Origin of the sequence: Janthinobacterium sp. 13, from assembly GCF_002749695.1 — a bacterium.
GTDB lineage: Bacteria > Pseudomonadota > Gammaproteobacteria > Burkholderiales > Burkholderiaceae_D > Janthinobacterium > Janthinobacterium kumbetense.
Map to the genome: position 1 here is coordinate 1 of NZ_PEEQ01000001.1, position 24,281 is coordinate 24,281.

General features: G+C 67.4%; 19 protein-coding genes and 1 pseudogene. 7 read left to right on the forward strand and 13 right to left on the reverse strand.

What is annotated here, in order from left to right:
- The 3 genes and pseudogenes from CLU94_RS00005 to CLU94_RS00015 form a co-directional block, all read left to right on the forward strand.
- Window positions 1-382: pseudogene (locus CLU94_RS00005) on the forward strand (hydrolase 1, exosortase A system-associated); the annotation flags it as partial.
- On the forward strand, window positions 376-1,653 hold the full coding sequence (locus CLU94_RS00010; protein WP_257218609.1) for a glycosyltransferase: 1,278 nt from the start codon (window positions 376-378) through the stop codon (window positions 1,651-1,653). The pseudogene CLU94_RS00005 and the gene CLU94_RS00010, both read left to right, overlap by 7 nt.
- Window positions 1,650-2,348: a tetratricopeptide repeat protein gene (locus tag CLU94_RS00015; RefSeq protein ID WP_143451309.1), complete on the forward strand. Its 699-nt coding sequence runs from the start codon at window positions 1,650-1,652 to the stop codon at window positions 2,346-2,348. The genes CLU94_RS00010 and CLU94_RS00015 overlap by 4 nt, the downstream gene beginning before the upstream one ends.
- Here CLU94_RS00015 and CLU94_RS00020 read toward each other — a convergent pair.
- Genes CLU94_RS00020 through purT form a run of 4 tightly spaced genes read right to left on the reverse strand, consistent with a single transcriptional unit; the run spans window position 2,335 to window position 5,526 of the window.
- A complete protein-coding gene (locus CLU94_RS00020) occupies window positions 2,335-3,078 on the reverse strand; it encodes a hypothetical protein (RefSeq protein ID WP_099664085.1) in 744 nt (247 codons plus the stop codon). The two genes, CLU94_RS00015 and CLU94_RS00020, sit on opposite strands and share 14 nt — an antisense overlap.
- A 15-nt stretch (window positions 3,079-3,093) precedes the next feature.
- Window positions 3,094-3,540, reverse strand: coding sequence for a DUF6678 family protein (locus tag CLU94_RS00025; protein WP_099664086.1), 447 nt, complete (start codon window positions 3,538-3,540; stop codon window positions 3,094-3,096).
- Window positions 3,537-4,250, reverse strand: a complete 714-nt coding sequence (locus CLU94_RS00030) for a DUF6058 family natural product biosynthesis protein (protein WP_099664087.1) — start codon at window positions 4,248-4,250, stop codon at window positions 3,537-3,539. The genes CLU94_RS00025 and CLU94_RS00030 overlap by 4 nt, the downstream gene beginning before the upstream one ends.
- Before the next feature lie 43 nt (window positions 4,251-4,293).
- Window positions 4,294-5,526, reverse strand: coding sequence for a formate-dependent phosphoribosylglycinamide formyltransferase (gene purT, locus CLU94_RS00035; protein WP_099664088.1), 1,233 nt, complete (start codon window positions 5,524-5,526; stop codon window positions 4,294-4,296).
- Between the two features lie 175 nt (window positions 5,527-5,701).
- On the opposite strand from purT, the gene CLU94_RS00040 reads away from it, so the two are divergent.
- The 3 genes from CLU94_RS00040 to CLU94_RS00050 all read left to right on the forward strand — a co-directional run bounded on the left by CLU94_RS00040 (window position 5,702) and on the right by CLU94_RS00050 (window position 9,726).
- Entirely contained in the window at window positions 5,702-6,208 is a 507-nt protein-coding gene (locus CLU94_RS00040) for a sigma-70 family RNA polymerase sigma factor (RefSeq protein WP_099664089.1), read from the forward strand.
- Window positions 6,205-7,152, forward strand: coding sequence for a FecR domain-containing protein (locus CLU94_RS00045; protein WP_099664090.1), 948 nt, complete (start codon window positions 6,205-6,207; stop codon window positions 7,150-7,152). The genes CLU94_RS00040 and CLU94_RS00045 overlap by 4 nt, the downstream gene beginning before the upstream one ends.
- A gap of 66 nt (window positions 7,153-7,218) precedes the next feature.
- A complete protein-coding gene (locus tag CLU94_RS00050; RefSeq protein ID WP_099664091.1) occupies window positions 7,219-9,726 on the forward strand; it encodes a TonB-dependent siderophore receptor in 2,508 nt (835 codons plus the stop codon).
- Here the strand turns inward: CLU94_RS00050 and CLU94_RS00055 are convergent.
- The 6 genes from CLU94_RS00055 to CLU94_RS00080 form a co-directional block, all read right to left on the reverse strand.
- Window positions 9,723-10,220, reverse strand: a complete 498-nt coding sequence (locus tag CLU94_RS00055; RefSeq protein ID WP_099664092.1) for a VOC family protein — start codon at window positions 10,218-10,220, stop codon at window positions 9,723-9,725. The two genes, CLU94_RS00050 and CLU94_RS00055, sit on opposite strands and share 4 nt — an antisense overlap.
- A gap of 67 nt (window positions 10,221-10,287) precedes the next feature.
- Complete coding sequence (locus CLU94_RS00060; protein ID WP_099664093.1) at window positions 10,288-11,721, reverse strand: TolC family protein; 1,434 nt, start codon at window positions 11,719-11,721, stop codon at window positions 10,288-10,290.
- Window positions 11,711-13,054, reverse strand: a complete 1,344-nt coding sequence (locus CLU94_RS00065; RefSeq protein ID WP_099664094.1) for an HlyD family type I secretion periplasmic adaptor subunit — start codon at window positions 13,052-13,054, stop codon at window positions 11,711-11,713. The genes CLU94_RS00060 and CLU94_RS00065 overlap by 11 nt, the downstream gene beginning before the upstream one ends.
- Window positions 13,051-15,240: a type I secretion system permease/ATPase gene (locus CLU94_RS00070; protein WP_099664095.1), complete on the reverse strand. Its 2,190-nt coding sequence runs from the start codon at window positions 15,238-15,240 to the stop codon at window positions 13,051-13,053. The genes CLU94_RS00065 and CLU94_RS00070 overlap by 4 nt, the downstream gene beginning before the upstream one ends.
- A gap of 89 nt (window positions 15,241-15,329) precedes the next feature.
- Window positions 15,330-18,368: a calcium-binding protein gene (locus CLU94_RS28825; protein ID WP_180278540.1), complete on the reverse strand. Its 3,039-nt coding sequence runs from the start codon at window positions 18,366-18,368 to the stop codon at window positions 15,330-15,332.
- 290 nt (window positions 18,369-18,658) lie between these two features.
- Entirely contained in the window at window positions 18,659-19,579 is a 921-nt protein-coding gene (locus CLU94_RS00080; RefSeq protein ID WP_099668094.1) for a LysR family transcriptional regulator, read from the reverse strand.
- A 109-nt stretch (window positions 19,580-19,688) separates the two neighbouring features.
- On the opposite strand from CLU94_RS00080, the gene CLU94_RS00085 reads away from it, so the two are divergent.
- Complete coding sequence (locus CLU94_RS00085; RefSeq protein WP_099664097.1) at window positions 19,689-21,182, forward strand: MFS transporter; 1,494 nt, start codon at window positions 19,689-19,691, stop codon at window positions 21,180-21,182.
- A gap of 111 nt (window positions 21,183-21,293) precedes the next feature.
- On the opposite strand, the gene CLU94_RS00090 is transcribed toward CLU94_RS00085, so the two are convergent.
- From CLU94_RS00090 to CLU94_RS00100, 3 genes are all read right to left on the reverse strand, one after another.
- Window positions 21,294-21,830 (reverse strand): CPBP family glutamic-type intramembrane protease, encoded by a 537-nt coding sequence (locus CLU94_RS00090; RefSeq protein WP_099664098.1) that lies wholly within the window; start codon window positions 21,828-21,830, stop codon window positions 21,294-21,296.
- Window positions 21,831-21,937: 107 nt separating this feature from the next.
- The gene (locus CLU94_RS00095) at window positions 21,938-23,518 is read right to left on the reverse strand and encodes a methyl-accepting chemotaxis protein (RefSeq protein WP_099664099.1); all 1,581 of its coding nucleotides are present in this window, start codon (window positions 23,516-23,518) and stop codon (window positions 21,938-21,940) included.
- Window positions 23,519-23,784: 266 nt separating this feature from the next.
- A complete protein-coding gene (locus CLU94_RS00100; protein ID WP_099664100.1) occupies window positions 23,785-24,219 on the reverse strand; it encodes a hotdog fold thioesterase in 435 nt (144 codons plus the stop codon).
- Window positions 24,220-24,281 lie beyond the last annotated feature (62 nt).

The following is a 24,281-nucleotide window of genomic DNA, read 5'->3' on the forward strand; positions in this document are numbered from 1 at the left end:
CTATTTGGGGCGCCTGCTGCAAGGCGACTTCTGGCGCAAGCTGGCCAAAGGCGGACTGCGGCTGGGCGCCAGCCTGGCGTCGCTGCGCCAGGTGGCGGCCGCCACGCGGGCAGCGCCAACGGGGGAAGACGACGCGCCCGCGCCGGCTCTGCTGCGGGCGCTGGCGCAATTCCAGGGCAGGGTCTTGCTGATCCTCAGCGGCGACGACCTGGGCGCGCGCGAGTGGCAGGCGCTGCTCGATGGCGACGCGGCGTGGCGCGCCGTGGCCGCCCGCGGGCAATGGACGCAGGCGCGGGTCGACGGCGCCAACCACACATTTGCCAGCGCCGCCTGGCGCGGCGCGGTCGAACAGCTGTGCGCGCGGTGGCTGCAGTCATGGTAGCGGCCCGACCGAAACGGGTGCTGATGGTCGCCTACCATTTTCCGCCCCTGGCCGGCGGCAGCGGCATCTTGCGCACCCTGGGCTTTGCGCGCCATTTGCCCGACTGCGGCTGGCAGCCGCTCGTGCTCAGCCCCAGCGCCAGCGCGTATGCGCAGCGGGGCGATACGCAGCTGGCGCAAGCCGCCACGCAAGCCACCGTGCGGCGCACCCTGGCGCTGGACGCGGCGCGCCATTTCGCCGTCGGCGGGCGCTATCCGCGCTGCCTGGCGCTGCCCGACCGCTGGAGTTCCTGGTGGCTGAGCGCCGTGCCGGCCGGCCTGCGCATGATCCGCGCCTACCGTCCCGACGCCATCTGGTCGACGTACCCGATCGCCACGGCGCATTTGATCGCGCTGACCCTGCAAAAACTCAGCGGCCTGCCGTGGATCGCCGACCAGCGCGACCCGATGCTCGACGACAGCGACCCGCAGGCGCCGTATCCGCCCGAGCCGCGCCTGCACCGCATGCATGCGTGGATCGAACAGCGCATCGCGGCGCGCAGCGCGGCCATCGTCTGCACCACGCCGGGCGCCATCGCGGCGCACCAGCGGCGCCTGGCGCAGGTGGCGCGCGAGCGTTTCCACCTGATCGAGAACGGCTACGATGAAGACGGTTATGCGCATGACGGCGGCCATGAGCGCATGGGTCGGCGCAACCGCTTCCTGCTGCTGCACAGCGGCGTGATCTACCCGTCCGAGCGCGATCCGCAAGCGCTGTTCGATGCGCTGGCCCGGCTGCGCCGCGAGGGCGTGCTCCACGCGCGCAATTTCCAGCTGGTGCTGCGCGCCACGGGCCACGATGCGTGGCTGGCGGGCCTGCTGGTGAAATACGCCATCCTCGACCTGGTGCGCCTGGAACCCTTGCAGCCGCACGGCGCGGCGCTGCGGGAAATGCAGGCCGCGGACGGCTTGCTGCTGCTGCAGGCGGCCAATTGCAACGGGCAGATTCCCGCCAAGCTGTATGAATACCTGCGCTGCCGCCGGCCCATCCTCGCACTGACCGACGCGGCGGGCGACAGCGCGGCCAAGCTGCGCCACTGCGGCATCGACACCATCGGCCAGCTGGCCTCCAGCGGCGATTGCGCGCGCGCCCTGCTGCGCTTCCTGGAACTGGCGCGCCAGGGCCAGGCGCCGCTGGCCAGCCCCGCCGCCATCGCCCTGCAATCGCGGCAAGCCCGCAGCAACGCCCTGGCCGCCTTGCTGGACCAGGTCAGTCACAGGAGACCGACATGAAGCATCGCCTGCTTGCCTGCACCCTCGCCGCCTGCTGCGCCCATGCCGGCGCGGCCGAATGCCCGCCCTACGTCAAGCACACGCCGGGCGGCGACTACACGAACGAGGAAGACCGTTCCGGCCTGTCCGTGGTCGAGAAATTCCATTTTTCGCGCGCCGTGGAAACGCTCACGCAAGGCATGACGACCAGCCTGGGCGGCGACATCAGCTACACGCTCGAGCACTTCCCGAATCACCACCGGGCGCTGGCATCGATGGCAAAACTCGGCTTGCGGCTGAAAAGCGCGCAACCCGTCGGCGCCCGCTACACGGTCAACTGCTACTTCGAACGGGCGATCGCCTTCGCGCCGCACGACGTGACGGCGCGCATGGTGTATGGCAACTACCTGCTGGCCACGGGCCAGGACGCGGCGGCGCTGGAGCAGCTGGACTCCGCCAGCCGCCTGGCGCCCGACCAGGCCACCATCCAGTACAACCTGGGCTTGATGTATGTAAAAAAGAAGGAATATGACAAGGCCAGCGCGCACGCGCAAAAAGCCTACGCGCTGGGCTTTCCCTTGCCTGGCCTGAAGAACAAGCTGAAGGCGGCGGGCAAGTGGAAAGAACCGCCGCCGGCCGCCGTGGAAGCCAAGGAAGCACCGAAGGCAGCGACAGAACCGGCCGTGCCGCCGGGCGAACAGCCTAGCGGGGAATGACGGCGGGCCGCCCGGCCACGCTCGCATGCCCGGTCGGCGACGCGGCCAGCGCGGCGGCCAGGTCGCGCCGCGACTGCGCCTTGTCGGCGGCATTGCCGATATGCGCCAGTTCCGCCGGCTGCAGCACGGTGGCGGTAAGCAGCATCACTTCGCCGTACGGCGTGTCGAAGGATGGGGGAATGGTGGCCACGCCCTGCGCCAGCAGCACGCCCACCTGTTCGTTTTCGTCTTCCAGTCCCTCGGGCGCATCCTGCACGTCCAGCACCATCGACACGCTGCCGTGGCGCTGCACCAGCAAATCGATGGAACCGTGGTCGGCCACGTTCTGGCTGACCTGGTAAATCACGTCGAACAGCCACGATTGCGCCACTTCCTGACCATCGAAGGCGGACAGCGGCGCTTCGATGCACACTTCCAGCAGGTGGCCGCGCGGGACGAACACGTCGTCGTCATCCTCGAACGGATCGCTCAAGCCATCGCTGGCGAGAATGATCGACTCGGCGCGGCGGATCACGCGCCACGCCTGGCGCAACGACGGCCAGCGCGGGCCTCCCATGAAGGCGGGGTTGACGAGGGGCGCCAGCACGTCGGCATCTACAGTGCCCAGGGTGGCATAGAATGCGTCGCGCCCGGCGCAGGCCGCAGCCAGCATCCGCGCGCCCGCTTCCTTGCCGACGACGGCGTCGTCCGGTTGCGCTACCTGGGGAATATCGTGTTCGTTTTGAGACATGGGAATACTCTTGAATTAGTCGGCAGGTGGAAAGTCATGATAGGAACGGGGCAGATAGCCCCAGATGCGCGCCACCCGGTCGCGCACCTCGAAATCGAAGCCGATGCGTGCCAGTTCCGGCACGATCCACACGCCATGGTCGATGATTTTCTTGGGCAGCAGCATGGCCACGTGTTCTTCCGAGTACAGGCTGATGTCGAACCATTCCACGCCCAGGAAGGGAAACGGCGGGTGGTAATCCCATTCCGTATCCCAGCGCGAGACATAGCCGGTGACGGAGCCGTAACGGTAGGACGGCGCCCAGTCGGGCTGCCCGCGCATGAAGGCCAGCAACGCGTTCCACTTGCAGTCGTTGGCGGCGCCGGCCAGGTTGCGCCGCGCGATGTGGCCGCGCAGCTTGCGCTTGACGTCGTCGCCGCCCGCATCGGCCTGCGGCAGGCCGTGCGTCGCTGATGCCGTCATGCGGGCGTCTCCTGCGCGTCGCTCACGCGGAGGTTCGCCCGCAGATCCTCGACCAGGCGCTTGCGGCTGCTCAAGGCGTATTCGATGGGCGAAAAAGGCATGGCGGCCGTGGCATAGGCATCGATCAGCGCATGCATCTGCTGCGCCTGCGCTAGCGAGAACAACGTCTTGCTGCCATTCCCGCTTTGCTGCGCGAGCTTTTCCTGCAGCACTTCCTTCCAGGCGATGTGCGCCTCGGACATGGGATTGGCCACGCACAGGGAAAACGTGCCGTTCAAGAAATACGTCCAGGCGCTGTCGGTGCGGGCGCGCAAGCCGTCCGCAATCGGCGCGCCCCTGTCGTCGAAACTGTCGCGCAGGCGCCAGGTCGTCAGGTTCAGGGTCGCCAGCGCGGCCGCGTAGCGGGAAGCAAATTGCGCCTGCAGGCGCGCTGGCGCCGTTTCCGCATCGCCGGCAACAGCGTCACGCGCAATGGCGATCCAGGCCAGCTGGGACGGCGGAAAATAGCGGCCGGCCCTAGACCCGGGCGCCGCCATGGCGCCAAAGACGAACGAGCACAGATTGCCACTGGCATCGACCACGTATGCCGGCGCGGGAACCAGGCGGGCCTGGATCAGGGCGTCGATTTCCTCCATGGTCATGGCGGCGGCGGCCGCCAGCTGCCTCTCGTCCAGATAGTGCTGCGCGAGATAATGATCGAGTTCCGTCATGCGCCGGCTTCCATGTTGATGACTGTGGTATCGGCCAACACGCTTACGGCGCCACCGGCTTGACCTTGGACGCGGCCAGCACGGCGCGCGCGCGGGCCGTGTCGATGTCGTCGGCCGTGGCCAGCGCCACGCCCATGCGGCGGCGGGCGAACGATTCCGGCTTGCCGAACAGGCGCAAGTCCGCGCCCGGCACGCTCAAGGCGTCGGCCACGCCTTCGAAGGCGATGCCTTTCGCTTCCAGCTGGCCATAGATGACGGCCGAGGCGCCGGGCGAACGCAGCGCCACGTTGACGGGCAAGCCGAGGATGGCTTTCGCGTGCAGCTCGAATTCGCTCTGCACCTGGCTGGCCATGGTGACCATGCCCGTGTCGTGCGGACGGGGGCTCACTTCCGAGAACCACACCATGTCGTCCTTGACGAACAGCTCCACGCCGAACAGGCCCAGGCCGCCCAGGTTGTCCGTCACTTTGCGCGCGATCGCGCGCGCGCGTTCGAGCGCCAGCGGCGCCATGCGGGCCGGCTGCCACGATTCCACGTAGTCGCCGTGCACCTGCAGGTGGCCGATCGGCTCGCAAAACTGCGTCTCGACCTGTCCCGCAGCACCCACGGCGCGCACCGTCAGCAGGGTGATTTCGTAATCGAAGTCGATGAAACCCTCGACGATGACCCGGCCCGTATCGACCCGGCTGCCGCTGGCCGCATATGCCCACGCCGCGTCCACCTCGGCGGCGCCATCGAGCTTGGACTGGCCCTTGCCCGACGACGACATCACGGGTTTCACCACGCACGGGAAGCCGATTTCCCGGCAAGCGTCCTGCAACTCCTGCAGGCTGCTGGCGAAGCGGTACGGCGACGTGGCCACGCCCAGGGTTTCGGCCGCCAGGGTGCGGATGCCTTCGCGGTTCATCGTCAGCACGGCCGCGCGCGCGTTCGGAATGCACGTGATTTGCCCGGCCGCTTCCAGCGCCGCCAGGGTATCGGTGGCGATGGCTTCGATTTCCGGCACGATCAGATCGGGCTTTTCCAGGGCTATCAAGGCGGCCAGCGCCACGCCGTCGCTCATGTCGATCACGTGCGAGCGGTGCGCCACCGGATGGCCCGGCGCGTTCGGATAGCGGTCGACGGCGATCACTTCCACGCCCAGGCGCTGCAGCGAGATGATCACTTCCTTGCCCAGCTCACCGGAACCGAGCAGCATGACTTTGATGGCGGTGGGCGACAGCGGTGTGCCGAAGGTGCGGGGCGCGATGGTGCTGCTGGTGGTGCGAGTGGTCATGGCAGGGTCTGTAGGCGGATGGAAAGATGGCTGGGACTATAACAAATGCCGGCCCGCTTGGACAGGGTGCGCCAACCGTGCAAGCGCTGGCGGCGGCACTTGCCAGCGCCCGCAGTCAATGCAATAATTGAGAATGATTCTCAATTAACTATCGTCGTCCATCGTCCCAGCCGCCATGAACCCTGCCGCACCGCCCGACCTTGCCACCCTGTACCGCGCCCACCACGGCTGGCTGCAGGGCTGGCTGCGGCATAAGCTGGGCTGCGGCGCCGATGCGGCCGACGTGGCGCACGACACCTTCCTGCGCCTGCTGCAGCGGCGCGAACGGCCGCAGCCGGCCCTGCGCGAACCGCGCGCCTACCTGACGCGCATCGCGCAAGGCCTGGTGATCGACCATTACCGGCGCCGCGACGTGGAATACGCCTACCTGCAGGCGCTGGCCGCCCTGCCCGAACAGACGGCGCCGTCGCCCGAAACGCGGCTGCTGATCATCGACACCCTGGTGCGCCTCGATACGGCGCTCGACGCCCTCAAGCCGCGCGCCAGGCTGGCATTTTTGCTGGCCCAGCTGGACGGCTTGACGGGCCCCGCCATCGCCGCCAGGCTCGAAGTCTCGCTGGCCACCGTCGAGCGCGACCTGGCCAGCGCCTGGCGCGCCTGCTACCGCGTGTATTTCCAGTGACGGTCGCCTTGCAGGATGACCCCGTCGAGCAAGCGATCGCCTGGGCCGTGCGCCTGCAGATGCACGGCGCCACGCCTGACGCCCTGCTCTCGCTGCAGCACTGGCGCGATGCCGATCCCGGCCACGAACAGGCGTGGCAGCGCCTGGCCGCCATCGGCAATCAATTCTCGGGCTTGCCGCCGGAAGCGAGCCGCGCCACCCTCGACGCCAGCCTGGCGCGCCGCCGCCAGCGCCGCCAGGCATTGAAAGTGCTGGCCGGCATCGGCTTTGCCGGCACGGCCGCCTGGTTCGCCATCGACACGCAGGCCGACTACCGCACGGGCACGGGGCAACGCCTGGCCGCGCGCCTGCCGGACGGCAGCTTGCTGCACCTGAATGCGGGAACGGCCGTCAGGCTGCGCTTTGACGGCAAGCAACGGCTGCTGACCTTGCTGCATGGCGAGCTGGCCGTCACCACGCAAGCCGACCCGCAGCGCCGGCCGTTTCTCGTCGACACGGGCGAAGCGCGCATGCTGGCGCTGGGCACGCGCTTCACGGTGCGCCGTCTCGCCGGCGCCGACGGCATGCTGACGCGCCTTGCCGTGCAGGAACACGCGGTGCAGCTGCAGGCAGGTACAGGCGTGGCCAGTCCCGTGCTGGTACGGGCCGGCGACAGCGTCGTGACGGATGGCGCGCGCACCTGGCGCGAGCCGGTCCATGACGATCCGGCCGCCTGGCTCGACGGCGTGATTGCCGCGCGCGACATGCCCCTGGGCCAGCTGGTGGCCGAACTGGCGCGCCACCGGCACGGCTTGCTGCTGTGCGACGCCGATATCGCCAGCTTGCCCGTCTCCGGCGTCTTCCAGCTGGACGACCCCGAGCGGGCCCTGCGCGTGCTGCTGCAGACGCAGCCCATCGTGGCCGTGTACCGCACGCGCTTCTGGGTCACGCTGAAAAAAGCGTAAAAAAGATGAGGGGATCGGGCTGGCCGCACGGCATACAGCTTGATACCCCCCAACTTGATAGCGATTATGAACCACTCTTTCCTGCCCTGCCCCCAGCCATTCCCACCACTTCCCGCCCGCTTTCCTGTCCGGTCTCCCGCCCGCTCCCGCCTGGCCGGCGCCGTCACCGGCGCCCTGCTGCTGCTCGGCGCGCCGCCCGTCCTGGCCCAGCACAAGCCGCCGCAGGCCAGCAGCGCCAGCGCCACGTATGCCCTGCAGATCGCCGCCGGCCCGCTCGATGCGGCGCTGGAACAGCTGGCGCGCAAGGCGGGCCTGACGCTCACCTACCAGGCGGCCGAGGTGCGCGGCTTGCGCACGACCGGCCTGGCCGGCAATTACAGCGCGGCGGCCGGTCTCGATGCGCTGCTGGCCGGCAGCGGCCTGGCGGCGCTGCGCCTGGCGCCCAACGATTTCGTCCTGCGCCCGCTGCCCAGGTCGGCGAACGCGGCGGCCGATGGCGCGCAGCAACTGGCCGAAATCACGGTCACGGCCGGCGGCGAGCCGGTGCTGGAAACGGAAGGCAGCGGCGCCTATGCGGCGGCGCTGGCCGGCACGGCCACGCGTTTTACCCTGTCGCCGCGCGAAACGCCGCAATCGCTGACCGTCATCACGCGCCAGCAGATGGATGACCAGGGCGTCCTGAGCCTGGCCGACGTGCTGCAGCAGACGCCGGGCGTGACCGTTTCGCACGACGATACGGAGCGCTATAACTACTATGCGCGCGGCTTCAGCCTGAACAGCTTCCAGTATGACGGCGTGCCCACCTTCGATTTCAGCACCAATTCGAACGGCCTGGGCATGCGCGACATGGCCATCTACGACCGGGTGGAAGTGGTGCGCGGCGCGAATGGCCTGATGAGCGGCGCCGGCAGCCCGGCCGGCGCCGTCAACCTGGTGCGCAAGAAACCCACGCGCCAGTTCCAGGCGTATGCGCAGGCGGGCATCGGCAGCTGGGACCGCTACCGCGCGGAAGCCGATGTCTCCGGCCCCTTGAATGCGGACGGTTCCGTGCGCGCGCGCCTGGTGGCCGCGCACCAGCAGCACGGCTCCTACATCGACTATTACCAGCAGGACAAGAGCGTCGTGTACGGCGTCATCGAGGCCGATGTGACGCCGCGCACGCGCGTGCTGGCCGGCATCGATTACCAGAAAATCGATTCGAAGGGGTCGTCGTTCGGCCAGAATCCCCTGTTTTACGCCGATGGCAGCCGCACGCGGTTCGCGCGCGCCTTCAACCCCGCCGCGCGCTGGACGGACGCTGGCAGCACCAGCACGCGCGTGTTCGCCGCCGCCGAGCACCTGTTCGACAACGGCTGGCAAGTCAAGGCGGAAGCGAGCCACTGGAAAGGCGATACGGACCAGTTGCAGGCGAACATCATCAGCTGGGGACCGTATCCAAACCCGGCCACGGGCCTGGCCACCGTGCAGCGCGGCGCGAAAACCTATGTCATCGACAGCAATTCGCTCGATGCATATGCGACGGGACCATTCCAGTGGCTGGGCCGCCAGCATGAACTGGTGCTGGGCGTCAACGCCAGTCACCGCACGTCCGACTACCTGGCGTATGGCGGCGGCAATGTGGAAATCGATTACCGCCACTGGAACAACAACGTGCCGCTGCCGGCGAGCATGGCCGTCAGCCTGACGCAAAAATACAGCTTCAAGGAGTACGCGGCGTACGGCGCGGCCCGCTTCAAGCCGGCCGATGGAATGTCGCTGATCGTCGGCAGCCGCCTGAACAGCTATGAGCGCACGGGCGACCTGATCTACGGCTGGGGCGGCACGGGCCGCGACGACGCGAAGGAAAAACACCGGCTGGTGCCGTATGCGGGCGCCGTCTACGACTTGAACGGCACGTATTCCGCGTATCTCAGCTATGCCAGCATCTTCGAGCCGCAATCGGTCAGCGACGCGAATGCCAGGGCGCTGCCGCCCACCACGGGCAAATCCTGGGAAAGCGGCATCAAGGGCGAGTTTTTCGAGCGCAAGCTGAACGCCAGCGTGGCCATCTTTCACATCCAGCAAGACAACCTGGCCGATTACGTGGGCACGGACGCCAACGAACGGGAAGTCTACCGCCCCATCGACGGCACCACCACGCGCGGCGTGGAGCTGGAAGTGGCGGGCCAGCTGTTGCCTGGCTGGCAAGTGCAGGCGGGCGCGACGTTCAGCCGCCCGCGCGACAAGGATGGCCAGCGCATCGATACGACGCGCCCCGAACGCAGCGTCAAGCTGGCGACCAGCTACCGCCTGGGCGGCGACTGGCGCCGCTTGAGCGTGGGCGGCAATATCAACTGGCAAGGCCGGACCTATTACCACACCGTCCTGACGGGCGACGTGCCGGCGCGCGCCGACGAAGGCAGCTTTGGCGTGGCGGGACTGATGGCGCGCTACGAGTTCAGCAAGGGGCTTAGCGCCGTGCTGAATATCAATAATGTCTTCGACAAGCGTTACTACAGTGGCTACGGCCTGTACGGCAGCGGCTACTATGGCGATCCGCGCAATGCGCAGCTGACCTTGCGGGCCAGCTTCTAACCGGCGTACGCCCGCTTGATCTCGTCAATATCGATCTTTTTCATGCCCATCATGGCCTTCATCACGCGCCCGGCCTTGACGGGATCGGGATCGGTCAGCAGCTTGATCATGAGGGTGGGCACGATTTGCCAGGACACGCCGAACTGGTCCTTGAGCCAGCTGCATTGCTGCGCTTCCGGCGGCCCCCCTTCGGACAGCAACTGCCAGTAATGGTCGACCTCGTCCTGGGTTTCGCAATTGACCTGGAACGAGATCGCCTCGGAAAACTGGAACAGGGGGCCGCCATTCAAGCCCGTGAACGTCTGGCCGTCCAGCTCGAAGGCCACCGTCAGCACGCTGCCCGGCTCCTGGCCGTGGATTTCCCTGCCCTCTTCGCCGTAGCGCAGGATCTGGCCGATCTTTGAATTGGGAAATATTTCAGTGTAAAACCGGGCCGCCGCCTCGGCGTTGCCGTTGAACCATAAACATGGGGTAATCTTTTGTACGCTGTGCATGATGTCTCCCTTGGCCGAAGTAGAAACACCTTCCCTGTGCGGGAAGGCCAGTGCTCCATCATAGTCACTATCGCGCCGTCGAGGCGCGCAATTTGCCGCCGCCTGTGCCGCCGCTTGTACTCCCCTCTTGCGCGATATCGGCGCGTCCCAGCATGCCGGCGCTGGCCAGCAGGCGCAGCCGGGCCGAGCGCCATTCCGCCTGGCAACGGATGCGTTCCTGCTGCGCTTCCAGCAGCGCCGACTGCGTATTGAGCATTTCCAGGATGTCCGCCGCGCCCAGGCCGAACTTGCGCTGCACGCTGGCCAGCGCGTCCTGCGCCGCGTCCAGCCACGTTTGCGCCGCGGACAGGTTGGCCAGGGCCGTGCTCGCCTCCGCATGCGTCCTGACCAGGTCCATCAGGGTCTGCTGCTGCACCTCCTGCGCCTCCGCTTCCCTTTGCTCGGCCTGCGCCTGCGCGCCGCGCACCTTGTAGTGGCGCGCAAAACCGTCGAACAGGGGGATGTTGAGCGAGATGCCCACCAGCGTTTCGCGCGTGGAAGCCGGCGACAAGCCCTGGTTCGGGCGGCCGTTCTGGTACAGATTCGCCGTCAGGTCGATGCTGGGCCGGCCTTCCGAACGGGCCACGGCCACCCGTTCGCGCGCGGCCGCCAGCTGCGCCTGTGCCGCCACGATGGCCGGATGCCGTTCCCTGGCCAGCGCCAGCCAGGCGCTCAAGTCTTCGCGCAAGCCCGCGTTCAAGCCCGCGCCATCCCCGTCGTCGTCCACCAACACCGCCGTGCCGGCCGGCAAGCCCAGCGTGTACACCAGCACGGCGCGGGCCTTGCGCTCGTCGCCGTCGGCGCGGCTGGCGCCCAGGGCCGCCTTGGCCAGGGCGCTCGTCGCCTGCAGGGTGTCGCTGTGCGAGCCCAGGCCCCGCTGCGCGCGCCGCTGCGTCGCCTGCACCGTTTCCCGAGCCAGCGCCTCGTACGCCTGCCGCATCTGCACGCTGGCGCGCGCCGTCTGCGCGTCGAAATACGCGCTGACCGTCGCCGCCAGGGTCTTTTGCAGCACGGCGTCGCGGTTGGCCAGGGCCGCATCGAGCAAGGCCTGGGCCGAACGCCGGCCCGCCGCGCGGCCGCCAAAGTCGAACAAACGCCAGGACAGGCTGAGCGAACCCGTATTGCTGTCCAGGCTGCTGGAAGCCGTTCTGGCGCCGGGATAGGCCGTGCGGTCATGCACGCGGCTCAGGCTGCCGTTCAGGGTGGGCAGATAGGCGGCCCTGGCCTCGCCCACGCCGGCCGCCTGCAGCCGGATGCCGGCCCAGGCGCCGTGCACCTGCGCGTTGCGGCACAGGGCCAGGTCGACGGCCGCCGGCAGGGTCAATGGTAAGGTCAGCTGTACTTCGGACTCCCAGGTGGACGGACATGGCGCGGTATTGAACTCCATCGGCTGTTGCGCCTGCGCGGGCAAGGCCCCCAGCAAGACGGCAGCCAGCAAGGCGGCGCGGCATCTAGCGTTCATGCAGCGCCTCCTTCTGGTGCTGCACCAGCGGCGAGAGCACGTATTCGATCACCCGTCGCGTGCCCGTGCGGATTTCCGCGCGCACGGCCATGCCGGCCGACAGGGGCACCAATCTGCCGTCGACGGCGATGGCCGGCTGCTGCAGCGTGATCCTGACGGCATAGACGAGGCCCTTCTTCTCGTCCTCGATGGCGTCGCGCGACACGCTGCTGACGACGGCGGCCACGGTGCCATACTTTGTGTAGTCGAAGGCGTCGACCTTGATGGCGACCGCCTGCCCTTCCTGCACGAAGCCGGCGTCGCGGTTTTCCAGCATGGCGTCGATTTCCAGCCTGCCCTGGCGCGGCACGATCTGCATCAGCGCCTGCGCGGCCGGCACCACGCCGCCCACCGTGTGCAGCTTGAGCTGCTGCACCGTGCCGTCGACGGGGGCCGTCAAGCGCAGCAGGCTGCCGCGGGCGCCGGCGCGGCGCGCATCCTGGCCGCTGGCGGCCGCCACCCTGGCCCCTTCCGCCAGCGCGTCGTACGCATCCTTGCGCGTCTGCGCGACCAGCGCCGCCCGTTCGCTGCGGGCCGACGCCAGCTGGCCGGCCAGGTCGATGCGCGCCTGCTCCTTTTCCAGCCACGCGTGTTCGGCCACGTCGCGCGTCCCCGCCAGCGCCCGGTAGTCGCCGGCGCGCTGCACCGCCAGCGGCAGCGCCTGCGCATAGCGGGCGATTTCGCCATCGAGATGGGCCAGCCTGGCGCGGAAGCTCGCGTACTGGCCATCCACATGCGCCTGCGCGGCGGCGACGTCGGCGGCGGAAGCCTCCGCGGGCGGCGCCAGCTTCGGCGCGCGCACGGTGTCGACGGCGGCGATCAGCGCGCGTGAGCGGGCCATCTGCAGCGCGGCCGCCACGGCGTCGCCGGCAGCCTTGTCGCGCTCCGCGTCGGGGCCGCGGCTGTCGAGCTCCACCAGCAGCTCGCCCGCTTTGACGGATTGCCCTTCCCGCACGTGCAGGGCGCGCACGGCGGCCACGTCGACGGAAGCGATGGTCTTGGTATTGCCGGACGGAATGATCTTGCCCGCCGCATTGACGATGATGTCGACCTGGCCGAAGACGGCCCACAGCACCACGCAGCCGACGAGCAGCATCAGCACGCGCGCCGTGAAGCGCAGCGACGGCGACACGGGCCGCTCCTGCAGCGCCAGCGCGGCCGGCAGGAAGGCCGCCTCGTCCTCGCTCAGCACGGGACCGCCCAGGGTGGCGCGGCTGCGCCAGCTGTGCCGCAGCACCTGGCCATAGCGGGCCAGCAGTTCGCCATACGCGGCCAGGCGGTGGCCGGCGCTCATGCGGCGCTCCCGGTCGTTCCCTGCTGCAAGCCGTACAAATGGGCATAGATGCCGTTCGGCCTGGCCAGCAGCGCCTTGTGCGTGCCCAGTTCGGCCACCTGGCCCCGCTCCATGACGACGATGCGGTGCGCCTCGCGCACGGCCGACAGGCGGTGGGCGATGATCAGCACGGTGCGCCCCGCGCAAATGCCGCGCATATTGTCCTGGATGATTTTTTCCGACTCGTAGTCGAGCGCGCTCGTCGCTTCGTCGAAAATCAGGATGCGGGGGTTGCCGACGAGGGCGCGGGCGATGGCGATGCGCTGGCGCTGGCCGCCCGACAGGCCCGTGCCATGCTCGCCCACCATGGTGTCGTAGCCTTCTGGCAACTCGCAGATAAAATCGTGGGCGCCGGCCAGTTTCGCCACGGCAATGACGGCGTCGATGGGCAGCGCCGGGTCGCTCAGCGCGATATTGTCGCGCACGGAACGGTTGAACAGGATGTTTTCCTGCAGCACCACGCCGATCTGGCGCCGCAGCGAGGCCGTGTCGATGACGGCGATATCCTGCCCGTCGATCAGCACCCTGCCCCGCTCGGGGATGTACAGGCGCTGCGCCAGCCGCGTCAGGGTGCTCTTGCCGGAGCCGGAACGCCCGACGATGCCGATCACTTCGCCGGGCGCGATGGCGATCGACACGTCGCGCAGCACCTCGGCCGCGTCAGGCCGGTAGCGGAAACCCACCTGCTGGAATTCGATGGCGCCCGCGATGCGCGGCATGCGCGCCTTCTGGCTGCCCCCGTTCAAGCCGCCGGATTCCGTGCGGGCATTCAGGATATCGCCCAGCCGGCTCATGGAAATGCCCACTTGCTGGAAATCGTTCCACAGCTGCGCCAGGCGCAGGATGGGCGAGGCCACCTGGCCCGCCAGCATATTGAAGGCCACCAGCTCGCCCACCGTCATTTTCCCGTCGATGACGAGGGTGGCGCCCCACCACATGATGGCGGCCGTCACCAGCTTGCTGACGAGGGTGACGCCGCCGCTGGCCAGCATGCCGATGTTGTTCGCCGACAAGCCCGCCGACACGTAGCCGGCCAGCTGCTTTTCCCACTGCTGCTGCCAGCGGGGCTCGACGGCCATGGCCTTGACCGTGTCGACGCCGCTGATCGTCTCGACCAGGAAAGACTGGTTTTCCGCGCTGCGGTTGAATTTGTCGTTCAAGCGCCCCCGCAGCACGGGCGTGAGCAGCATCGACAGGGCCGCATACACGGGAATCGAAGCCAGCACGATCACGCTCAGCGCGGCGCTGTACCACAGCATGGCGGCGATGAAGATGAAGGAAAACAGCACGTCCAGCACCAGGGTCATGGCGTTGCCGGTAAGAAAGGAGCGTATGCTTTCCAGTTCATGGATGCGGGCCACGGAATCGCCCACGCGGCGCGCCTGGAAATACGCGATCGGCAAGGCCAGCAGATGGCGGAACAGGCGCGCGCCCAGTTCCACGTCGATCTTGCTGCTGGTGCGCGCAAAGACATAGGTGCGTATCTGGCCCAGCACGGCCTCGAAGACGATGGCGCAGACGAGGCCGATGGCCACCACGTTCAGGGTCTGCATGGCGTGGTTGACCAGCACCTTGTCCATCACCACCTGGAAAAACAGGGGCGTGGCCAGGCCGATCAGCTGCAGCACGAAGGAAATCAGCAGCACTTCGCCCAGCAGCCGGCGGTATTTGACGATGGCGGGGATGAACCAGCTGAAGTCGAAGCGGGCCGTCTCGCCCGCGTAGCTGGCCTTGCTGGTGAAAAAGATCAGTTCGCCCGACCAGATGGCGAGGAAATCGTCGCGGCCCAGGATTTGCGGCGGCTGGCCCGGATGCTGGACGAGTACCTTGCTCACGCCGCCGTCGCCCGTGTCGACCTTGCCGAGGATAAAGAAACGGCCGTCGTGGCCGATGGCGATGGCCGGCAGCGGCGCCTGCGCCAGCCGTTCAGGCGCTTGCTGCACCAGCTTGGCCGTCAAGCCCAGCTGTTTTGCGGCCAGCAAGACGGTTTGCCGCGTGAACACGGACTGGCCGAATGCGTGCTTGAGCTGGGCGCCGTCGGCAGCAATGCCATGCAGGCTGGCCATCAGCAGCAGCGACAGCAAGCCCGTGTCGGGCGCGGCAGGTTCCAGGGGGGACGTATCGTGGCGATATGAAAATGCGGTCATCGGATCATGTCAGAAATTCAATGGCGCAGCCAGGCCGGCACGTGCAAAACCGGCCTGGCTGCGTAAGTGGCGATACGGCTAGCTAGCCGTTAGTGGGCCGCCGCCAGCTGGATCTGCGCCGCCGGGCCGCCATGGGCCGACCACGGCGCCGATGCGGCCGCCGGCACGGCAAAGCCGGCCATCGCTTGCACCAGCTGCGCCGCATCCGCTTGCCAGCCGCTGAAACCGCCCTGGCTAGCGGCACTGAATGGCTGACCGGAACGCCAGTTCTGCGCCAGTACGGGCGCCAGGGTCGCGGCCGTGCCGGCAGGCAAGGTGAGCTGGCCAGCCGGCGGCGGCGTCAGGCCCGCCATCGCCTGCACGAGTTTTTGCACGTCGCTGCCCAGCAAGACGCGGCCATCGGCCATGCGGAATTCCTCGATGCGCCGCTCCGCGCTCTCGTACCAGCCGGTGACGGTGATCTTGTCGCTGGTGCCGATGGTGCTCACTTCCAGAGCCGTGCCCACCTGGCGGAACCACAGCTGCTCGGCGCTGACGCCGGCCAGGAAGGACACCACGTCGCGGCTGCCCGCCTCGTTGGCCTCGTTGATCATGTCGGCGCCGTCGCCGCGGGCGAAGATATAGGTATCGTTGCCCAGCGTGCCGGCCAGGACGTCGTCGCCCTTGCCGCCCTGCAAGATATCGTTGCCCAGGACGCCCAGCAGGGTGTTCTTCAGTTCATTGCCGATCAGCACATCATCGAACTTGCTGCCGACGACCGCGTTGAAATTGGCCACCACATCCACGCCCGGACGCGCCGCCAGTGCCGTGCCTACGGCTGCGAAGGCAACCGTCGCGCCAGCGCTTGCGTTGACGTAATTGAGCGCGTTGCCCGCACCGCCGCCGTCGAGCACGTTGCCGCCGGGGGTAGTGACGAAAAAGATGTTGTTGGTGAAGGAGCTGCCCGTCACGGTCAGGCCAGAGCCCCCGAGGCGCACATTCTCGACGTTGTCGGCCACCGTGTAGTTGACCGTGGTAAACACGGTATCGTTGCCGCCGTTGTCCCGTTCGTCGATGAAATCGCCGCCGTGGTTGACGTAATACGTGTCGTCGCCGCCCAGGCCCTGCAGCAGGTCGGCGCCGGCCGTGCCATACATGACGTCGGCATTCGCCGTGCCCGTGAAGGTTTGCCCCGTCGGCTGCGTGGGGCCGTTGAAGTGCCAGGCCTGGGCCAGCGCGGGCGCCAGGGCGGCGGCCGTGGCGGCAGGCAAGGTCAGCTGGCCCAGCGCCGGCGGCGCCAGGTACGCCATGGCCTGCACCAGCGATTGCACGTCGGCGCCGCGCAGGACGTGGCCGGCGGCCGTGCGGAATTCCTCGATGTTCGGCGCGGCCGCGTTCCAGGCGCGGATGGTGATCTTGTCCGTCGTGCCGATGGTGCTCACTTCCAGGTCCGCACCCACCTGGCGGAACCACAGCTGGTCGATGTTCACGCCGGCCAGGAAGGCGATGGCGTCGTAGCCGGCGTCGGCGGAAAGCTCGGTGACGACGTCGGCGCCGTCGCCGCGGGCGAAGACGTAGGTATCGTCGCCCAGGCCGCCGGCCAGCGTGTCGGCACCCTGGCCGCCTTGCAAGGTGTCGTTGCCGAGGCCGCCGGACAGGCTGTTGGCCAGTTCATTGCCGATCAGCACGTCGTCATAGGCGCTGCCTGTCACGCTGGAAATATTGACCAGCACATCGCTGCCAGGCAGGAACGCGGTACTGCCGCCGGCGGGAGCGATGGTCGCCGTGGCGCCCGCCCTGGAACCGGCATAGGTGGCGGAATTATTGCTGCCGATGCCATACAACAAGTTGCCGCCGGCTACGTCGACGTGAAAGACGTTACCGCTGCCGTTGCCTGTCACACCCAGGCCCGCTGCGGCCAGGTGCAGTTCTTCGATGTTGGCGGCCATGGTGTAGTTGACGGTCGTGTAGACAGTGTCGCGGCCGCCACCAGGCTGTTCAGTTACCACGTCGTTGCCATGGTTGACGTAATAAATGTCGTCGCCGCCCAGGCCCGCCATCACGTCGGCGCCCGCCGTGCCCTTGATGATGTCGGGGTTCGCCGTGCCGGTAAAAACGCCATTGCCGGGCTGGTTTGGTCCCTCGATGCGCCAGTTCTGCGCCAGCACGGGCGCCAGGACGGTGGCTTCGTAGACAGGCAAAGTCAGCTGGCCCAGCGGCGGCGGCGTCAGGCCCGCCATCGCCTGCACCAGGTTTTGCACGTCGCCGCCCAGCAGCACGCGGCCGTCGGCCGTGCGGAATTCCTGGATGCGGGGCACGATGCCGCCGCTGAACCAGCCATTGACGGTAACCTTGTCCGTCGTGCCGATGGTGCTCACTTCCAGGTTCACGCCCACCTGGCGGAACCACAGCTGGTCGGCGCTGACGCCGGCCAGGAAGGAGACGACGTTGTGGCTGCCCCCTTCCACCATCTCGGTGATGCCGTCGGCGCCGTCGCCGCGGGCAAAGATATAGGTATCGTCCCCCTGCATGCCGACGAGCAGATCGTCGCCCTTGCCACCGCGTAAGGTATCGTTGCCCAAGCCGCCAATCAGGCCGTTCTTGAGCTCGTTGCCGGTGAGGACATCGTCGAACTTGCTGCCGGAGATGCTCATCAGGTTGACCAGCACGTCGCTGCCCGCTGGCGCCGTCAGAGGGTCATTCGCGCCCAGCAGCGTTGCCGTCACGCCCGTGCGGGAACCGACATACACGACCGAGTTGCCCGTGCCGCCGCCATCGATCCTGTTGCCGCCGGCCGTGTCGACGTAAAAGATATTATTGGTATTGGCGCTGCCCGTGACGGTCAGCCCGGCGGCGGTCAGGTAGACTTTCTCCACGTTCTCGGCCACCGTGTAATTGACGCTGGTGTACACGCTGTCGTTGCCGCCGTTGGCCAGTTCGACGATCACGTCGCCGCTGTCGTTGACGTAATACGTGTCGTCGCCGGCCAGGCCTTCGAGCACGTCCGCGCCCGTGGTGCCGGTCAGCACATCCGCGTTCGCCGTGCCGATGAAGCGCTGCGGGGCGGCCGCGACACTGTTCAGGTATGCCTCGATGGCGGACATGCCGTCGGCAGCGGTGGAAGTTTGCGATGCAAATTTTTCAGTCATGTTGCAGTTTCCTGTCATTAAACGTCAAAACCAAGAGTGAATATGTCGGCGCAAGCTGACATGCAAGGCAAAAGTTCCGGCCGCCTCCACTTGCAGTTCAGCGTGCACCTTCAACGGTCCGGCACTTTCGGCGCAGGGACGGCGCGCGATTGAACGCCGCCTCGCATGCACGCCGTATTGACGTTCAAGCGGGTGTAGCACTGTTATTTGTCATGCAAATGTCACACTGCATGCTGGAAGGGAGGGGGGAAGGAAGCGCGCGGGCGCGCCCGCCGCGATGGAGTCTGGTTTCAGGCGGCTGGGGGAGAGCTCTCGCTTGACGGCCGGGCGCCAAACGTCTGGTCCTGCAGCTGCGCCACCAGGAAATCGATGAACACGCGCAAGCGCGGCGGCAAATGGCTGCTGGCCGGCCACAGCAGCCAGAATGCCGTGCGCGCCTGCGTATGCGCGTCCAGCAACGAAACCAGTTGCCCCGCCGCCAGTTCGCGCTGCACGGCGAACGCGGGCAGGTAGGCGATGCCCTGCCCCTGCAAGGCCAGGAAGACGCGCATTTCCACGCTGTTGCACACCATGCCGGACGCCGGCTGGGCCAGCGCGTCCATCAGCGGCCACGGCTCCAGGCGGCCCGTGGCGGGAAAACGGTAGTCCAGGCGGGCGTGCCGCAGCAGTGCGGCGCCATCGGCGGGCCCGCCATGGCGCGCCAGGTAGGCGGGCGACGCCACCAGCAAGCGGCGGAACGTGCATAGCTTGCGCCGCATCAGGCTTGAATCGGCCAGCTCGCCCGTGCGCACGGCCGCGTCGAAGCCGTCGCTGACGAGGTTGACCATGGCGTCGGAAAAATCGAGATCGAGTTCGATGGCGGGATAGGCTTGCATGAAAGCGCCGATGGCCGGCTCGAACAAGCCGCTGTAGCGTGGCAGGCTGATACGCAGGCGACCGCTGGGGCCGCTGCTGGCCTCGCTCAATTCCCGCTCGGCAGCTTCCACCTCGGCCAGGATGCGCTTGCAGCGCTGCAGGAATTTTTCCCCTTCCGCCGTCAGCGCCAGGTGCCGCGTGCTGCGCTGGAACAGGCGCGCGCCCAGCCGCGCCTCCATGCGCGCCACGCTCTTGCCCACGGCCGACGAAGACAGGCCCAGCAGCCGGCCCGTGGCCGAGAAACTGCCGCTGTCGGCCACCTGTACAAACATGGCGATGCCGCCGAGACTATCCATGCGCTCCCCATTAAAGACAAATTTGTCCGATATGTTGATCAGTTTAGCCCATTTTTCTTCAATGACGGGCGCGCCATACTTGCCGCTCCTTCTATCCGAGCCCACTTCCATGCCCTCTTCCCCACGTTTGACGCTTGCCCTGCAAGTGCTGGCCGCCTGCCTGACAGGCTTGCTGATTCCTTTGTGCTTCACGGGCCCGGCCGTGGCGCTGCCCGCCCTCGGCGCCGAATTGCGGGGCAGCGCCGCCGCCCTGAACTGGGTCATCAATGCATACATCCTCAGCTATGGCAGCGCCATGATGGTGGCCGGCAGCCTGACGGACGTGCTGGGCCGGCGCCGCGTCTGGCTGGCGGGCCTGGCCCTGTTTTGCGCGGCCACCCTGGCCATCGCCATGGCCCCGTCCGTCGCGCTGGTCGCCGCGCTGCGCTTCGTGCAGGGCCTGGGCGGCGCGGCCGCGTTCGCCGCCGCCATGTCGTCGCTGGCGCCCCTGTTCCACGGCGCGGCGCGCAGCCGGGTGATGAGCGTGCTGGGAACGACGTTCGGCCTGGGCCTGGCCTTCGGCCCGCTGGCGGCCGGCGCCATGCTGGAACTGGCCCGCTGGCCCGCCATCTTTTACGCCACGGCCGCGCTGGGCGCCATCGGCGCGCTGCTGGTGCTGGCCAGCGTGCCGGCCGATGCGCCCCGTGCCCAGGGCCGGCTGGACTGGCCCGGCGCCCTCAGCTTCAGCGGCGCGCTGTCCCTGTTGACCCTGGGCATGCTGCTGGCGCCCGAACATGGCTGGCGCAACGGGGCCGTGCAACTGTCCCTCGCCTCGTCCGCGCTGCTGTTTTGCGTGTTTGTCGCGGTCGAACGCAGGACGGCGCGGCCCATGCTGGACTTGACCCTGTTCCGCCAGCGCCGCTTTGTCGCCGTGCAAGTGCTGGCCGCCTCGCCTGCCTTTTTGTTCATCGTGCTGATCGTCATGCTGCCGGGGCGCTTCATCGGCATCGACGGCGTGTCGCCGCTGGCGGCGGGCCGCCTGATGATCGCCCTGGCCGCGCCCCTGCTGGTCGTGCCCATGCTGGCGGCGCTGCTATTGCGCTGGTTCAAGGCCGGCACCGTGTGCGCGGCGGGATTGCTGCTGGCGGCCGCCGGACTGGCCTGGCTGGCGCAAGTGCTGGGCAACGGCGGCACCGCCGCGCTGGCGGGACCGCTGCTGCTGGTAGGCGCCGGCATCGGCTTGCCGTGGGGCTTGATGGATAGCATGGCCCTGAACGTGGTGGACACGCCGCGGGCCGGCATGGCGACGGGCATCTTCAATACCGTGCGCATCAGCGCCGATGGCGTGGCGCTGGCCCTGGCGGGCGCCGTGCTGGCCAGCCTGATCGGCGCCGCGCTGCAGCACCAGCTGCCCGCCGGCCTGCCCGTGCTGGCCGCCGCCAGCCGCGCCGCGCTCGGCGATATCCAACAGGCAACACAGCTGCTGGGCGGCCAGGAAGCGCTGCTGCGCGCCAGCTATGACGCGGCCTTCCGCCATTTGCTCAATGGCCTGGCCGTGCTGGCCGTGGCGCTGGCGGCGCTGGTGCCGTATTTACTCAAGAAAAGAGAACTTCACGACGCTTGACAAAACCGTCGCGAGCGGAAGGTAGAGGTGGTCGAGAAGCGCAACCGTACTCAGGTACGGTGAGCATCGCAGGCCATCTATACCGACGCGCAGCAGGTTTGGGCAGGCGTCCTAGGCGTCCAGGCCGTAAAACACGGCAACGAGGATGGCGATATTGTTGCAGGCGCGCGAGAATGTCGTTGTGGCGTAGGCCACGGCCACACTGGGGCCGCGGTAGCGCAGGTAGACAAAGCTGAACATGGCGCCCGACCCCAGCGCGACGATGGCGTGCAACAAGCCGCCGCTGATGAAATGCACGATGGCCCACAGGATGGCGCCGATAAAAATGCTCAGCTGGCGGCTGGCGCCCAGGCGCCGGAGGATTTCCAGCGGCAGCAGCTGGCCGAGGAAGGTTTCCAGGATGGGGGAATAGATGACGACCCAGAACACCAGCAGCGGCAGCGACATTTCGCGCTTGAACTTGGACAAGCCCGTGTGCGCGCCCCAGTATTCAGGCGGCAACAGCCATTTGGTGAGGAACAGGATGGCAAAGCACAGCATGCAGGTGAGTAACCCCCAGCCGAGGCCGGCAAGGGCCAGCTGCAGCACGGGAGGCGCCGGGCCGTCGTCGTCCGGGCTGGAGAGATCATGGCTGCTGCGCACTTGCATGAGTAGTCCTGGCGGTGATCCAGCGCTCATTGTAGCGCGGAATACGACTGTTCGCGCATGGCTGTGGAGCGCGGCGCATGGCGCGCCGCGCTGCCGCGCTCTCGGCGTCAGGCCGCCAGGCGCAGCGGACCGTTGGCCGGCTTGGCCAGTTTGAAGATGCCCACTTCCTGTTCCAGCTGCGCCGCCTGCTGCTGCAGTTCATGCGCGGCGGCCGCCGCCTGCTCGACCAGGGCCGCGTTTTGCTGGGTCACGCGGTCCATGTCGACGATGGCACGGTTGACTTGCTCGATGCCGGCGCCCTGCTCCTGCGTGGCGTGGCTGATCTCGGCCATGATGCCCGTCACCCTGCCAATGCCGGCCACCACGTCATGCATGGTGACGCCGGCCTGCTCGACGAGCAAGGTTCCCGTACCCACCTTGCTGACGGAATCGTCGATCAGCAGCTTGATTTCGCGCGCGGCGGCGCTTGACCTCTGCGCCAGGTTGCGCACTTCCGTGGCGACGACGGCAAAGCCGCGCCCCTGCTCGCCCGCGCGCGCCGCTTCCACGGCCGCGTTCAAGGCGAGGATATTCGTCTGGAAGGCGATGCTGTCGATCACGCCGATGATGTCGACGATCTTGTTCGACGAGGCATTGATCAGGCTCATGGTGTGCACCACTTCGGCCACCGCCTTGCCGCCCTGCTCCGACACCTTCGACGCTTCGCGCGCCAGGTGGTTGGCCTGCTGCGCATTGTCCGCATTCTGGCGCACGGTGGAAATCAGTTCTTCCATCGATGAGGCGACCTCTTCCAGCGAGCCGGCCTGCTGCTCCGTGCGCTGCGACAGGTCGCGGTTGCCCGAGGCGATCTCGGTCGAGGCCGTGGCGATGCTTTCCGTGCCGTGGCGCACCTTGCCGACGATGGCGGCCAGGTTGTCGCGCATGGTCTTGATCGCAAACAGCAGGCTGCTGTCGTCGCCGTGGCGCGTGTGCACGTCGATGGCCAGTTCGCCGAGCGCGATGCGCCCCGCGATCGAGGCCGCATACCCCGGTTCGCCGCCCAGCTGGCGCAGCAATCCCCGCGTGATGACGGTGGCAACAAAGATGCAAATGAGCACGCTGAGGGCGGCCAGCACGCCGATCCAGCGCAGCGACTGGCCATAGATGGCGCGCGCGGCCACGCTGGCCTGCTCCGATTCGCGCTGCACGTTTTTCAGCACGGTATCGATGTCGGCGACGATCTGGCGCCGCAGGGGGCTGCACTCCTCGACGAGGAAGGTGCCGTACTGTTCCATCTGCCCCGTGGCGCGGAACTGGCGCGGACGCTGCAATTGCTGCGCCATGGTGTTCAAGCCCGCGCTGACTTTCTCGAATTGCGGATCGCCGGCGAACCGCGGCGCCAGGCGCGCCAGCGCTTCCAGGTACAGCGCCTTCTGGCTGTCGAGGATGGCCAGCTCTTTTTCGGCGGCGGCCTGGTCATGGAAGATATACGCGTTGCGGGCGGCCAGGCCCGTCTGGTCGAGCGCTTCGCGCGCCACGTACAGCGGGTCCAGTTTTTCCAGCTGGACTTTGTCTTGCGCGTCCATGGCGCCGGAGATGGCGCCGATGCGCAGCAGCGCGAAAGCCGCCAGCACCAGCATGAATACCACCAGCAGCCCGAAGCCTGCGCTCAGGCGCGCGCCTATCGTCAAACGATTGAATGACATCATTGTTGTTATTGCCCTGTAAATAAAGTTGATTGTTGCTGGTTATTTAAAAACCAGCGATCTGCTCGCCGTCGTGTTGCCTTTCCTGCATGGCGCAGGATGGGTCTCTAACTGGCGTTTTTTGGGCAGTCAGCTTCTAATTTCGGGCACTGCAGGCGCGCGGGACATACCCTGCGCCATACAACAGCACACTGAATTATAAGCGAACAGCGTTACGGATGATTCCACGCGCTCACTTTTAATGCCTTGACGCATATCAAAAAAGACAATTAACGCTGGCCTGGCGTATCGATGACGGCCATGGTGATGCGCGAGATGCAGCACAGCTTGCCGTCGTCGTCGGTGATGCGGATTTCCCAGACCTGGCTGGTGCGGCCCCGGTGGATCGGCGTGGCGCGCCCCGTCACCTGGCCGCCGCGCACGCCGCGCACGTGGTTGGCATTGATTTCCTGGCCCACGCTCACTTGCCGGCTGGAATCGAGGCAGGCATTCGCGGCCATGCTGCCCAGGGTTTCGGCCAGCAGCACGGAAGCGCCGCCATGCAGCAGTTTAAAAGGCTGCATGGTGCGGTGGTCGACGGGCATGGTCGCTTCGATCCAGTCGGGGCCGAAGGCGCTAAATTCGATGCCCAGGTGGCGCATGGCCGTGCCTACGCTAGCGGCGTTGAGGGTGGCCAGGTCGAGCGGTGCGTGCCAGATTTCCATCGTTACCTCATATCAGTGGGGAGAACAGCCATTGTAGGACAGAGCGCTGCCGCACGCCGCTT